Source organism: Arthrobacter sp. 9MFCol3.1 (genome assembly GCF_000620385.1).
GTDB lineage: Bacteria > Actinomycetota > Actinomycetes > Actinomycetales > Micrococcaceae > Arthrobacter.
Genome location: NZ_JIBJ01000008.1, coordinates 44796 through 57826 on the forward strand (window position 1 = coordinate 44796; position 13031 = coordinate 57826).

The 13031-nt window shown below is 68.9% G+C and carries 13 protein-coding genes; 9 read left to right on the forward strand and 4 right to left on the reverse strand.

Translation table 11 applies throughout. The features are described from left to right. A complete protein-coding gene (locus C560_RS0110025; protein ID WP_026538108.1) occupies positions 1–966 on the reverse strand; it encodes an FAD binding domain-containing protein in 966 nt (321 codons plus the stop codon). 30 nt (positions 967–996) lie between these two features. Continuing rightward, complete coding sequence (locus C560_RS0110030) at positions 997–1491, reverse strand: nucleoside deaminase (RefSeq protein WP_026538109.1); 495 nt, start codon at positions 1489–1491, stop codon at positions 997–999. 503 nt (positions 1492–1994) lie between these two features. On the opposite strand from C560_RS0110030, the gene pucL reads away from it, so the two are divergent. The 7 genes from pucL to allB all read left to right on the forward strand — a co-directional run bounded on the left by pucL (position 1995) and on the right by allB (position 9332). Further along, positions 1995–2903 (forward strand): factor-independent urate hydroxylase, encoded by a 909-nt coding sequence (gene pucL / locus C560_RS0110035; protein WP_026538110.1) that lies wholly within the window; start codon positions 1995–1997, stop codon positions 2901–2903. Between the two features lie 106 nt (positions 2904–3009). Next, positions 3010–4608, forward strand: coding sequence for a malate synthase A (gene aceB / locus C560_RS0110040; RefSeq protein WP_026538111.1), 1599 nt, complete (start codon positions 3010–3012; stop codon positions 4606–4608). Between the two features lie 127 nt (positions 4609–4735). Further along, on the forward strand, positions 4736–6022 hold the full coding sequence (locus tag C560_RS0110045; protein WP_026538112.1) for a DUF6986 family protein: 1287 nt from the start codon (positions 4736–4738) through the stop codon (positions 6020–6022). Further along, complete coding sequence (locus C560_RS0110050) at positions 6019–6831, forward strand: bifunctional allantoicase/(S)-ureidoglycine aminohydrolase (RefSeq protein WP_026538113.1); 813 nt, start codon at positions 6019–6021, stop codon at positions 6829–6831. Before C560_RS0110045 ends, C560_RS0110050 begins: the two co-directional genes overlap by 4 nt. Positions 6832–6883: 52 nt before the next feature. Further along, on the forward strand, positions 6884–7045 hold the full coding sequence (locus C560_RS23330; protein ID WP_155846840.1) for a glycine zipper domain-containing protein: 162 nt from the start codon (positions 6884–6886) through the stop codon (positions 7043–7045). Between the two features lie 108 nt (positions 7046–7153). Beyond that, positions 7154–7954 (forward strand): hydroxypyruvate isomerase family protein, encoded by an 801-nt coding sequence (locus tag C560_RS0110060; RefSeq protein WP_026538114.1) that lies wholly within the window; start codon positions 7154–7156, stop codon positions 7952–7954. Between the two features lie 37 nt (positions 7955–7991). Continuing rightward, a complete protein-coding gene (gene allB / locus C560_RS0110065; RefSeq protein ID WP_026538115.1) occupies positions 7992–9332 on the forward strand; it encodes an allantoinase AllB in 1341 nt (446 codons plus the stop codon). A 117-nt stretch (positions 9333–9449) separates the two neighbouring features. Here allB and C560_RS0110070 read toward each other — a convergent pair whose 3' ends face one another. Next, positions 9450–10451, reverse strand: a complete 1002-nt coding sequence (locus C560_RS0110070) for a serine hydrolase (RefSeq protein WP_231494309.1) — start codon at positions 10449–10451, stop codon at positions 9450–9452. A 171-nt stretch (positions 10452–10622) separates the two neighbouring features. On the opposite strand from C560_RS0110070, the gene bcp reads away from it, so the two are divergent. Then, the gene (gene bcp / locus C560_RS0110075) at positions 10623–11102 is read left to right on the forward strand and encodes a thioredoxin-dependent thiol peroxidase (RefSeq protein ID WP_026538117.1); all 480 of its coding nucleotides are present in this window, start codon (positions 10623–10625) and stop codon (positions 11100–11102) included. A gap of 566 nt (positions 11103–11668) precedes the next feature. Here the strand turns inward: bcp and C560_RS0110085 are convergent. After that, positions 11669–12517, reverse strand: coding sequence for a class I SAM-dependent methyltransferase (locus C560_RS0110085; RefSeq protein ID WP_026538119.1), 849 nt, complete (start codon positions 12515–12517; stop codon positions 11669–11671). Positions 12518–12607: 90 nt separating this feature from the next. On the opposite strand from C560_RS0110085, the gene C560_RS0110090 reads away from it, so the two are divergent. Then, the gene (locus C560_RS0110090; protein WP_026538120.1) at positions 12608–13015 is read left to right on the forward strand and encodes a hypothetical protein; all 408 of its coding nucleotides are present in this window, start codon (positions 12608–12610) and stop codon (positions 13013–13015) included. Positions 13016–13031 lie beyond the last annotated feature (16 nt).

A 13031-nucleotide genomic window follows, 5' to 3' on the forward strand; every position in this document is an offset into this window, starting at 1 on the left:
TCAGGCCTCTTCCGTCCGGGACCCAGCGCTGGGGGGCGCCGTCCGCGTGGAGTGGGCCCGCGGCGGCCAGAAGTCACCGGAGACGCGCAGCGGATCGCGGCCTGCCGGCGCGGTGAGTTCGGCCCGGATTTCATGGGCCAGTCGGTACGTCATGTCCTTGCGCCAGGCGGGCAGGCCGTGGACGTCGTCGTGGTACAGCTCATCGGGGATCGCGGCATCCAAGGCCTCGGAGAGAGGATCAGTGAGGGAGTCGGCGGGCGCCGCCGCGGAGGGCAAGAGGTGCAGCTGCACCGGGCGTTTGGTGGCTGCGGTGACGGTCAGAACCAGGGCGCCGTCGGCGTCGAGCCTTCCGATCAGCAGCACCGCGGACCTGCCCAGGTTGCTCAGCGACAGCCGGCGGAAGGCCACCCGGGAGGACAGTGCCGACGCCGGCAGGCTCACGCTGCGCAGGAGCTCGCCGGGAGCGAGGCAGTTCGTTCCGTCGCCCGTGACGAACTCCAGCACGGGAAGCGTGCGGCGGGCACCGCCGGGGCCCAAAATGGTGGCCGTGCCGTCGAGCGCCGCGCAGAGCGAGATCATGGGTCCGGCCGGCAGGGAGGTGCACAGGTTGCCGCCCACCGTGGACATGGTCCAGACCTTGAAGGAGGCCACAAAGGACTCGCAGCAGGGGCGGATGAGCGCCACGCCGGGCCAGTCCCCGGCCAGTTCCCGGCCGGGGACCGACTCAGGGAACGCAGACAGTTGCGCGATGGTGCAGGTTGCCGCCAGCTCGATGCCGGCCGCCGAGACGGCCAGGGGTGTCCAGTCCGTGGAGCCGAGGTCCAGGAGACGCCGGGGCGGTTCCGGTCCGGTGCCGGGGCTCCCGGAGGAGAAAAGCACAGTGCCTCCCGCGAGCCAGGCGTCGCCCTCGCGCCACTGCGCCGGATCCGCGGTGCGGATCACGGCCTCGACGGTGTTCAGGTCCATGGGGCCTCCTGGGGTTGCGACGTGCCGGCGCTAATACTCGGTCCGGGACTCGAGCGAGTTCCAGGCGGTGAAGGGATCCAGGGCGGCCGGGGCTTGCGGGCCGGTCAGTTCCAGCCTGCCCACCGGCATGAGCAGGTCGCGCTGATCGTTTTCGAAGTATTCGTAGAAGACGGCGTCATCGAATCCCGCGGACGCGGCATCGTGCCTGTCCGCTGCGAACACCACGCGTGACACCCGCGCCCACAGCGCGGACGCCAGGCACATGGGGCACGGCTCGCAGCTGGAGTAGAGTGTGGCTCCGCTGAGCTCGAAGGTGCCAAGTTCGCTGCAGGCCCGCCGGATGGCCGTGACCTCGGCGTGGGCCGTGGGATCGTTGGCGGCGGTGACGCGGTTGGCGCCTTCGAACGCCTGCCCGTCCGCGGTGACCACCACGGCGCCGAACGGCCCGCCGCCATTCAGGACGTTGGCCATGGCCAACTCGATGGATCTCGCCAGGAACTTCTGGGCCGTATCGGTCGTCGTCATGCTGCCACTCCCTGCCTGCGGAAGCCGGTACACCGTAGCGGGAGCGCAAGGGCCGGATGCGACGGTGACTGTCTTCAGCATGTGCCTTGAAGGTTGCGCCTGGTAGATAGCTTCCCGGGTCCGGGCTGCCCGCCGTTGGCAAGATTGAGAGTAGCACCGGGGCCTCCGCACGGCGCGCCCTATTGGGTGGATGCCTCATTTTCGTGATGTGAAATCTCCATTTCCGGGTCTTCACGCCAACCCCGGGCCATCCCGGCCACCCTCGATTTTTCGACAAGTGATGTACACCAAGCCGGGGTCCGGCTACGCTTGGTCCCACTTCGTGGCCCGGAAGTCGTGGCCCGGCCACGTAACCTGGGAGCAGCAGGCAGGGTCGTAATGAGCTGGCATCAACTGATGTCGGCTCTTTTTTGTGGACGGACGGAACAAGAAACGCGCGGGAAACGGCGCTTAATTTCTATGTGGGACTGTGGTGCCGCATACCTGAAGTTGGGAATCAGACCATGAGCAACAAGATCGTCCTCGGCCAAAACCAGTACGGAAAAGCCGAAGTCCGGGTCGTCAAGATCACCAGGGATACCCGCCGCCATGAAATAGAAGACCTGAACGTCACCTCGCAGCTGCGCGGCGACTTCGCGGCGGCCCACCTCGACGGCGACAACAGCCACGTGGTGGCCACAGACACCCAAAAGAACACGATCTACGCCTTCGCCCGGGACGGCATCGGCTCCCCGGAAGCCTTCCTGCTCCGGCTCGGCAAGCACTTCACCTCGAACTTCGACTGGGTCACCGGCGGCCGCTGGGCGGCCGAGTCCTACAAATGGGACCGGATCCAGGCCCACGGGTCCGGGCACCACCACTCCTTCGTCCGCAACGGCCAGGAGGTCCGCACCGCGGTCCTTGTCCGCGACGGCGGTACCGAGCACCTCATCGCCGGGCTGAAGGACCTCACCGTGCTGAAGACAACCCAGTCCGGGTTCAGCGGCTTCCCGCGGGACAAGTACACCACCCTGGCGGAAACGGCCGACCGCATCCTCGCCACGGACGTCTCGGCCCGCTGGCGTTTCAGGACAGGCACCAACTTTGGCGCCTTCGACTTCAACAAAAGCTACGAGGACGTCAAGGCCCTGCTACTGGAGGCTTTCAGCGAAAAGTACTCCCACGCCCTGCAGCAGACCCTCTTCGACATGGGCGCCAAGGTCCTGGCAGTCCACCCCGAGATCGACGAGATCAAGTTCTCCATGCCCAACAAGCACCACTTCCTCGTTGACCTCTCGCCCTTCGGCCTCGACAACCCGAACGAGGTCTTCTTTGCCGCAGACCGCCCCTACGGCCTCATTGAGGCCACGGTCCAGCGTGAAGACACCAGCCCCGCCGACATCGCCTGGCACGGGATCGCCGGCTTCTGCTAATGCCACGCACCGCCGGAACCGTCACCACTCTTAGGCGCCGCCGGCGGTGCCTAGGAGTAGTGTGAGCGGCCAAAGAGAAGTGTGAGCGGCCCAGGAAGGACCAGAAATGACTCTCGTCGTCACCGATCCCCACCCCGTCGACCGGGCCGGAGAAATCCTGACCCCGGAGGCTCTCGCCTTCGTCGAAGAACTCCACCTCCGCTTTGCCGGACCCCGTGCCGAGCTGCTCAAGGCCCGCGCCCGCAAGCGCGAGCACGTGGCCCTGACCGGCCGCCTGGACTTCCTGCCGGAGACCGCGGAGATCCGCGACGCCGACTGGAGCGTGGCTCCGGCGCCTGCGGCCCTGCAGGACCGCCGGGTCGAAATGACCGGGCCGGCTGCCCCGGCCAAAATGGCCATCAATGCGCTGAACTCCGGCGCGAAGGTGTGGCTCGCTGACCTCGAGGACGCCAGCACGCCCACCTGGTCCAACGTGGTCGAATCGATCCTCAACCTCCGGGACGCCGCCGACGGCACCCTGAAATACACCTCGCCCGAAGGTAAGGAATACGCGCTGCGCACCGACGCCCCGCTCGCGGTCGTGGTGGCCCGGCCACGCGGCTGGCACATGGGCGAACGGCACCTGCTGATCGGCGGGGACCACACCATCGGCGCCCTGGTGGACTTCGGCCTGCACTTCTTCCACACCGCCAAGCGGCTCGTGGCAAACGGTCACGGACCTTACTACTACCTGCCCAAGATGGAGAGCTACCTCGAGGCCCGGCTGTGGAACGAGATCTTTGTCTTCGCCCAGGACTACGTCGGCATTCCGCAGGGCACCATCCGCGCCACCGTCCTGATCGAGACCATCCCGGCAGCCTTCGAAATGGACGAGATCCTCTTCGAACTCCGCGACCACGCCTCCGGCCTGAACGCCGGCCGCTGGGACTACCTGTTCAGCATCATCAAGTACTTCCGCGACGCCGGTGCGAGCTTCGTGCTGCCCGACCGCGCCACCATCGCCATGACCGCACCGTTCATGCGGGCCTACACCGAGCTCCTGGTCAAGACCTGCCACCGGCGCGGCGCCTTTGCCATGGGCGGCATGGCAGCGGTGATCCCCAACCGGCGTGAACCCGACGTGACCGCCCAGGCCTTCGAGAAGGTGCGCGCGGACAAGACCCGCGAGGCGAACGACGGCTTCGACGGCTCCTGGGTGGCGCACCCGGACCTGGTGCCGGTCTGCCGCGAGGTGTTCGACGCCGTCCTGGGCGCGCGGCCCAACCAGCTGGACCGACAGCGCCCCGAGGTCAGCGTCACCGCCGAGCAGCTCCTGGACATCCGGTCCGCCCAGGGCCAGGTGACTGAGGCCGGCCTGCGGCTGAACCTCTACGTGGCCGTCGCGTACACCGCCGTCTGGATCTCCGGCAACGGCGCCGTCGCCATCCACAACCTGATGGAGGATGCCGCGACGGCGGAAATCTCGCGGTCCCAGGTCTGGCAACAGATCCGCAACCGTTCGGTGCTGGCCGACACCGGCCGGACCGTCACCCGTGAGCTGGTGTCCGCCCTCCTGGCCGAGGAAACCGGGAAACTCCGGGCCGAGGTGGGCGAGGACGCTTTCGCGAAGCACTACCTGCCTGCCAGCAAGCTCATCGGGGGCCTCTGCCTGTCCGAGGACTACACCGACTTCCTCACCACGCCGGCGTACGAGCTGGTGGACTGAAAGCATGGCAGCCTCCTCGGCCAGCGCGGGGCAGCATCCACGGAGCCAACCACCGGGCCCTTCATCAAGCCAAGCACCGGGCCGTTCACCAAGCCATTCAACGGGCCGTTCACCAAGCCGCGGTCCGGTGACGCCGGCCCTCTCGGCGGCGGACCTCGCCCGGATCGATGCGCGGCTCGCGGACACCGACCGGCTGCTGGAGCGTGGCTACCCGGGCGACGACGGCTCCCGCCAGCCCGTGCACACCGTCTACGTACCAGCCGACCGTTTCAGCCCGGACTTCACCGCGGACTGGGGCGCCCAGGCCCTGGCCGCGGTCGAGGCCCGGGGCGGGCTGGAAGAGCTCGGCACGCTGCTCGGCCAGGACCCCGGGCTGGCCGCCGCCGTCGCGCCCCGGGTCCGGGCCAAGCTCTCACACGAGCCGATCGAGGACCTCCGGCTGGACTTTGAGGACGGCTTCGGGGACCGGGGCGACGACGCCGAGGACGGCGCCGCTGTTGCCGCGGCGTCCGCCGTGGCCGCCGCCGTCGCCGCCGGCACCGCTCCGCCGTTCATCGGGATCCGTTTCAAGTGCTTCGAGGCCGCCACCCGCGCGCGGGGCCTGCGGACCCTGGATCTTTTCGTGTCGCAGCTGGCCGCGGCCGGCGAACTCCCGGACGGGCTCATCCTCACCCTGCCCAAGGTCACCACGGTGGCGCAGGTGGAAGCCATGGCCTTCGCCGTGTCCCGCCTCGAGGAAGTCCACGCGCTTCCCGCCGGCAGGCTCCGCTTCGAGGTGCAGGTGGAAACGCCGCAGCTGATCCTGGGTCCGGACGGAACCTCGCCGGTGGCGCGCCTGCCGCACGCGGTGCCCGGCAGGATCAGCGGGCTGCACTACGGCACCTACGATTACTCGGCATCGCTGCAGATCTCCGCCGAATACCAGTCCATGGAACATCCCGTGGCGGACTTCGCCAAAGAAGTCATGCAGCTTGCCGCGGCAGGCACCGGGATCCGGCTCTCCGACGGCTCCACCAACATCATCCCGGTGGGCGGGAACGTGGAGCAGGCCTGGCGGCTCCACGGCCGGCTGGTCCGCCGCTCGCTGGAACGCGGCTACTACCAGGGCTGGGACCTCCACCCGGCGCAGCTGCCCAGCCGGTTCGCCGCGACCTACGCCTTCTACCGGCAAGGGCTCCCCGCCGCCGCTGCCCGGCTCCGCGACTACGTGGAACAAACCGCCGGCGGCGTTCTGGACGAGCCCGCCACCGCCCGCGCCCTTGCGGCCTTCCTGCTGCGCGGCGTCCAGTGCGGCGCCGTCGGTGCCGACGAAGTCCTGGCGCTGGCCGGCGTCGGGCTCCCCCAACTCAGCGCCCTGGCACGGCCCCGGCGGGCCGCCACCTCCACCCTGTCAGCCGAAGGAACTTACCCATGAGCAACTACTTCCACCCTGAGGGCGGGCTTCCGCCGCAGACCCAGCTCCTGACCGATCGGGCCGTGGTCAAGGAGGCCTACACGGTCATCCCGAAGGGCGCGCTCCGCGACATCGTGACGAGCAGACTGCCCGGCTGGACCAACACCCGCTCCTGGATCATTGCCCGGCCCATCGCCGGTTTCGCCACGACGTTCGCGCAGCTGATTGTCGAGGTGGGACCGGGCGGCGGCGCGGAAAAGCCCGAGCCGGAGGCCGGCGTCGAAGGCGTCATCTTCCTGACCAAGGGCGCCCTGGCACTGACCCTTGAGGGGGAAGTCCACAAACTCGGAGAGGGCGGCTACGCGTACCTCGCCGCGGGGGCCCGGTGGTCCGTGGCGAACGAGTCCGGGGAGATTGCCAGCTTCCAGTGGATCCGGAAGGCTTACGAGCCGCTGCCCGGCTACACGGCTAAATCCTTCGTGACCCGGGACCAGGACGTCGAACCGCGGGCCATGCCCGGCACCGACGGCGCATGGGCCACCACCCGCTTCGTGGACCCGGAGGACCTCGCCCACGACATGCACGTCAACATCGTCACCTTCCGGCCCGGGGCCTCCATCCCCTTCGCGGAAACCCATGTCATGGAACACGGGCTCTTCGTCCTGGAAGGCAAGGCCGTCTACCGGCTCAATGACGACTGGGTGGAGGTGGAGGCCGGCGACTTCATGTGGCTGCGCGCCTTCTGCCCGCAGGCCTGCTACGCCGGCGGTCCGGGCAACTTCCGGTACCTGCTGTACAAGGACGTCAACCGCCAGATCCGCCTGACGTGAGACCGGAGCCGGGAGCACTTGTGGCACGGGCGATCCTTGCTAGCCTGATGCTGTGAGGTACGAATCCCTGTGGATCGGAATGCTCCTTGGCGCGGCGCTCGGCTACGCCATCGGGGTCACCACCGTCGACAAGCCGTTCACGGGCTTGCTGATCGGCGTGGCGCTCGGCGCGCTCGTGGGCCTGGCGGCCCGGAAGGACCCCAGGAAACGGTAGGGATGCCCTCCGCCGGGAGCCCCGCAGCCCAGCCCCGCCCCGGCGCACCACCCCTTGGCTCTCCGACCACCGGGATCCAGCTCCCGCCCTCACCGGAAGAAACCCGCAATGACGTACACCGTGAACTGCTCCATCCTCCTGACGGAGCTCCCCCTCTTGGAACGCCCGGCCGCGGCGAAGGCCGCCGGTTTTGACGCCGTCGAATTCTGGTGGCCCTTCGAGGCCTCCGTCCCCACCGACGCCGAGGTTTCCCGGTTTGAGAACGCCATCGCCGACGCCGGCGTGCAGCTCACGGGCCTGAACTTCAACGCGGGCGACATGCCCGGCGGCGACCGCGGCCTGGTCTCCTGGCCGGCACGCTCCGCCGAATTCCAGGACAACATCGACGTCGTCGCCGGGATCGGTGAACGCCTCGGCTGCAAGGCCTTCAACGCCCTCTACGGCAACCGCATAGACGGCGAATCCGCGCAGAGGCAGGACGCCATTGGCGCCGAGAACCTCGCGACGGCGGCTGCCGGCGTCGCCAGTATCGGCGGCACAGTGCTCCTGGAACCGGTCAGCGGCGCACCACGCTACCCGCTGCTCAAGGCCCAGGACGCCTTCGACGTCATCGCCCGGGTCAGGCGGGAATCCGGGGCGGAGAACATCAAGTTCCTCGCCGACTTCTACCACCTGGCCGTGAACGGTGAGGACGTCGCCGCCGTCATCGAAAAGCACGCCGGGGACTTCGGCCACATCCAGATCGCCGACAACCCCGGCCGCGGGGCTCCGGGAACCGGGCAGCTTCCGCTCGGCGAATGGGTCGCCCGCAGCCGCGCCCTCGGCTACCAGGGCTACATCGGCCTGGAGTACAAAGAACCTGCGGGGACGGCGTTCAGCTGGGCCGTCCGCCAGGGCGTCGGCGGCTGACCCATTCACCCAGGCTTCGCTCGAAAGGAGACGCTCCGTGCCTGAAGACACCTACGACGTCGTCTTCCGCGGCCGGCAGGTGCTGACCACCGCCGGCGTCGCCGCGCGGGAGATCGGCATCCAGGGCGGCGTGATTGCGGCGATCGAGCCGCTAGGCACCGGCCTGTCCGGCCGTGAAGTCATCGCCCTCGGCGGCGACGAAACCCTCCTGCCGGGCCTGGTGGACACCCACGTGCACGTCAACGAGCCCGGCCGCACCGAGTGGGAGGGCTTCGCGTCCGCCACCCGGGCAGCAGCGGCCGGCGGCGTCACCACGATCATCGACATGCCGCTGAACAGCATCCCGCCCACCACCACGTTGGCCGCCCTGAAACTCAAGCGCGAGGTGGCCGAGGGCCAGGTGTTCGTGGACGTCGGCTTCTGGGGCGGAGCCGTTCCGGGCAACAAGCGTGAGCTGCGGCCGCTGCACGACGAGGGCGTCTTCGGCTTCAAGTGCTTCCTGCTGCATTCCGGTGTGGACGAGTTCCCGGACCTGGCAGCGGAGGAGATGGAAGAGGACATGGCCGAACTCAAGTCTTTCGACTCGCTCATGATCGTCCACGCCGAGGACTCCCACACGATCGATCACGCGCCCCGACCGGGCGGCGACCGCTACGCCACGTTCCTGGCGTCCCGCCCGCGCGGAGCGGAGAACAAGGCCATCGCCGAGGTCATCGAACGGGCCCGCCGGACCGGCGCCCGCGCCCACATCGTGCACCTGTCCTCTTCCGACGCGCTGCCCATGATCGCCGCCGCCAAGCGCGACGGCGTCCGCCTCACCGTGGAGACGTGCCCGCACTACCTGACGCTGACGGCCGAGGAAATCCCGGACGGCGCCACGGCCTACAAGTGCTGCCCGCCGATTCGCGAGGCCGCCAACCGCGAACTGCTGTGGGCCGGGCTCCTGGACGGCACCATCGACTGCATCGTCTCGGACCACTCCCCGTCCACCCTGGATTTGAAGGACCTGGAAAACGGGGACTTCGCCGTGGCCTGGGGCGGCGTCTCCTCGTTGCAGCTGGGCCTGTCGCTGATCTGGACCGAGGCCCGGCACCGCGGCATCGCGCTGGAGCAGGTTCTCTCGTGGATGGCTGCCAAGCCGGCCCAGCTCGCCGGCCTGCGCAACAAGGGCCAGCTGGCGCTGGGGTACGACGCCGACCTCTCCGTGTTTGCCCCGGACGAGGGGTACGTCGTGGACGCCTCCAAACTCCGGCACAAGAACCCCATCACCCCGTACGACGGGAAGGCGCTTTCCGGCGTCGTCCGGCAGACCTACCTCCGCGGCACCATGATTGACGGCCGGACTCCGACCGGCCAGCTGATCCGCCGCGGCGTATGAGCCAAGTCCGCGTCTGGTCCGCGCCGCCTTCGGTTTTCTGCCCCGCTTCGGGACGAAGGCGCCGCGGATCCGCGGTGCGGCGGTCCGGTTCCGCCGCAGTCTTCCGGGAACGCCGCGCTAGAAGAGGGCGCCCGCCACGGCCTGCGTCAGCTGATGGATCACGTCGGTGCGTTCCGGGATGTCACCCAAGTCCTGGCCCTTGGTGTAGATGACCAGCGCGTACGCGGTGTTGCCCTGCGCGAGGACGGCGGCGTCGTGCAGTTCGTCGTCCAGGAGCCCGTACTTGTGGAAGACCGTGATCCCTTCCGGAACGGCGGCGGGAATGAGCGTTTCGTAGTTGGTGTCCTGCATATAGGACAACAGCTGGGCGGTGTCCCCGGCCGTCAGGAGCGTCCCGGAGTAGACCCCCGCCAGGATCGTCGCCATTTCCGCCGGGGTCAGCGTGTTGATTTCCGGGTCATAGCTCACGCCCAGCGATGCCGCGTACTGCGTCAGCTGCTCGTGGCCCACGGCATCCATGATCAGGGACCATGAGTCGTTGTCGCTCTGCTGGATCATCTCCCGGAGCTGGAAGCCGGCGGTGTAGTTCCCCAACGGGTCATCGAGGCTGGCCGCCCCGGTTTCGACCAGGTGGTAGTAGGCCGCCGCGGCGAGCACTTTGGCGGTGCTCGCGGCCACGAACTCCTCCCGGACCCCGTATTCGTGGACGTCCGCGGCGCCGGGGTCCCGGGAGACGTCGACCAGCGCCACGCCGATCTGGTACTGGCTGTTGGCATCGAGAATGGCCTTGATGCGCGCGTCCAGTGCCTCGTCCACCGTTCGGGGCGCCGGGGCGGATGCCGGGGCCGCCGCATCGAGACTGGCCGACGGCGACGCGCTGGCCTCCGCCGTCGTCGCGGCAGACGGGGCGGCCGACGCCGTCGTGAGATTTGCCGCAGTGAGATTCGCCGCCGTCGAGCGGGCTTCCGCGGAGGAATAGATGCCGGCGGCCAGCACGACCGCCAGCCCTGCGGCACCGGCCGCCAGGGTCATGGCCCGGACCCGGCCAGGCGTCGGCTGCCGTCCCGTGGCCGTGCGCCGGGATCCGAGTCGCCGCTGCCGTGGAGTTCGCTGTTCCATAATGGCTCCAAGCTAGCCACGGCAGCTGTGCCCGAGCTATGAAAAAGCTGTCAGGCCGGCGGGTCCCCCAGACCGCCCCGGACCGGTGCTGCCCGCCCAGTCGGCGGAATACAGCCTCGGCACACGATGTTGTGCATCACAGACAGTTGACCACTCCCCCGAAGGAACATCATGAGCGCAAACATGACCGTCAAGCTTCAGCCCGGCACCCCGGCCCCGGATTTCACCCTGCCGGACGCCGAAGGCAACAAGGTTGCCTTGGCCGACTACCGCGGCAAGAACGTCATTGTGTACTTCTACCCGCAGGCGGCAACCCCCGGCTGCACCACGGAGGCCTGCGACTTCCGCGACAATCTCGCGTCCCTGCAGGGCTCCGGCTACGAGGTCCTGGGCATCTCCCCCGACGCCCCCGAGGCCCTTGCCCATTTCACCGGCGACTTCGCCCTGACCTTCCCGCTCCTGGCCGACGAGGACCACGCGGTGGCCCTCGCCTACGGCGCGTGGGGCGAGAAGCTGATCCATGGCGAGGTCACGGAGGGCATCGTCCGCTCCACCGTGGTGCTGGACCCTGAGGGCAAGGTGAAGCTGGCACAGTACCAGGTCAAGGCCCAAGGCCACGTGGCGTCGCTGAAGGAAGCACTGGGCGTCTAACGGCGCACTCCCTCCGCAGCGTCCCGCGGCGTTTTCGCGGCGGTTTCGGACCGGTTTCGGACCGCCGCGGCGGTCCGAAACCGCCGCGGAATAGTTCTCCACATCCGCCCCGCCGGTGGTTGTCCGGCCCCGGCAGCGCGGGCCACCATGGGGCATGGGCCTACCCCCACTGATTCTCAGCAGCGACCTCGCGCGCCTCGGCCAGGACACGCGGGGCCTTGCACGGCAGGCGAAGTCCGGGCAGCCCCGGCGCATCAGGCAGGGCGTCTACGAGGCCCTCACCGCCGAGAAACGCCGGGAGGACAGGATTCGGGCCACTGGCCGGCGCGTGATCCGTTGGACATGGTCGGAGCTGGCCAATCCCGGATCATTTTCCGCATTCCTGGCGGCCGCCGGCGTTCCCCGGCAGCCGCTCCCGGCCTGTCGGTGCTGATTCCGCCGCGCTCCCGGGAAACCGCCACGACATCGGGCCCGCGCGGCCCGGATCCCCGCCGCGCCGGTCCGAATACGGCGCCGCGGTCCGAAAACGCCGCGAAAAGAGTCCGGGCCTGGCGTTGCCCGCCGGGCTACACTTTGGTTCCCGCCACCACGGTGGCGGTGGACCGGAGCCGGATCGCGCCGTCGTGCTCGTAGCGGCCCAGCAGGGCGAACACATCCGAGCGGATCAGGGCCCGCGAGTCCGCGTCCGCCTTGGCCAGCCCCATCGCCACGGTGGTCGCGATGTCCGTCATGAACTCCCAATAGCCCTCCGGGGATTCGTGCACCAGGTCGGTGCTGACCTGGTGCTCGGCCACCTCCGCCAGCCCGGCCTCCTTGAACATGCGGGTCATGAACCCGGTTGGTGCGCAGCGGAACAGCCCGGGAGTCCCCGCGGGCGGGATGGGCAGTTCCCGGTGCCGGGCAATCGTGCCCAGGATCAGGCTGGCCCAGGGGTTTGCCGCCGCGCGTCCCCAGACGACGGCGCCCACCCGGGCGCCCGGCCTGGCGGTGCGCGCCATCTCTGCCATGGCCGCGGACATCACCGGGAAGAACATCAACCCGAAGTGGCTATAGACGGCGTCGAACGTGTTGTCGCGGAACGGCAGGGCGGCCGAATCGCACACTTGAAAGTCCAGGTTGTTCAGGCGCCGGGCCGCTGCCTTCTCTTCGGCCACGCGGAGCATCCCGGCCGAAATGTCAGTCAGGACCACCCGGCCATCCGGCACCTGCGCGGCCACGTTGAGGCCAGGCTCCCCTGTGCCTGCCGCGACGTCCAGCACCTCTGAGTCGGGGCGGAGCCGGAGCTCCTTGAGGAGGGCGTCCCCGAACGGGGCCTGCCAGCCGAGCAGTTCAGCGTCCCATTTCTTCCAGCCCGACGAGAACTCATCCCAGAGCAAGCGCTGCTCCTCACGAATACGGTCGGCTGAGGCTAACATTGGCGGTTCCTTAGCTGGTCTGTACCTAGCCCTAGTCTGCTCCGGGAAGCGGTCCCCGGCAATGAGTCGAAGGGCAGTAGGCTTAACGGCATGTCTCCCCACGAAACCCCCGGCACAGCAGGCAACGACCCCCAGCGGGAACCGGCACAGGGCAACGTTCAGGGCGGGGTTCAGGGCAGTGCCCAGGGCGGCGTTCCGGAGCGCCGCGAGGTCACCGTCCGGCGGGCGCCGAAATATGTGCCCTTCCTGATCCTGGGCGGGCTCCTGGGCGTGGCCGTCGCGGCCATCATCGCCTACGCCCTTCCCGGTGACGCGAGCTTCGACCGCTCCTCGGTCTTCGGCTTCTTCATGATTCTCTGCGCGGCCGGCGGCGTCATCCTGGGTGCCGCGACCGCCCTGGTCCTGGACCGGCGGAGCGTCCGCCGCGCCGAGCACGCCGTCGTCGAATCCGCACCGGACGCGGACGACGACGCGGACGACGACGGGAACCGCGCCTGAGGGCGTCAGGTCATAA

Bases quoted from the DNA above. Each gene is read 5' to 3' on its own strand.
- C560_RS0110030 (WP_026538109.1), bottom strand. From the start codon at position 1,491: ATGACGACGACCGATACGGCCCAGAAGTTCCTGGCGAGATCCATCGAG.
- C560_RS0110060 (WP_026538114.1), top strand. From the start codon at position 7,154: ATGACGTACACCGTGAACTGCTCCATCCTCCTGACGGAGCTCCCCCTC.
- C560_RS0110085 (WP_026538119.1), bottom strand. From the start codon at position 12,517: ATGTTAGCCTCAGCCGACCGTATTCGTGAGGAGCAGCGCTTGCTCTGG.
- C560_RS0110025 (WP_026538108.1), bottom strand. From the start codon at position 966: ATGGACCTGAACACCGTCGAGGCCGTGATCCGCACCGCGGATCCGGCG.
- C560_RS0110070 (WP_231494309.1), bottom strand. From the start codon at position 10,451: ATGGAACAGCGAACTCCACGGCAGCGGCGACTCGGATCCCGGCGCACG.
- C560_RS0110050 (WP_026538113.1), top strand. From the start codon at position 6,019: ATGAGCAACTACTTCCACCCTGAGGGCGGGCTTCCGCCGCAGACCCAG.
- aceB (WP_026538111.1), top strand. From the start codon at position 3,010: ATGACTCTCGTCGTCACCGATCCCCACCCCGTCGACCGGGCCGGAGAA.
- bcp (WP_026538117.1), top strand. From the start codon at position 10,623: ATGAGCGCAAACATGACCGTCAAGCTTCAGCCCGGCACCCCGGCCCCG.
- C560_RS0110090 (WP_026538120.1), top strand. From the start codon at position 12,608: ATGTCTCCCCACGAAACCCCCGGCACAGCAGGCAACGACCCCCAGCGG.
- pucL (WP_026538110.1), top strand. From the start codon at position 1,995: ATGAGCAACAAGATCGTCCTCGGCCAAAACCAGTACGGAAAAGCCGAA.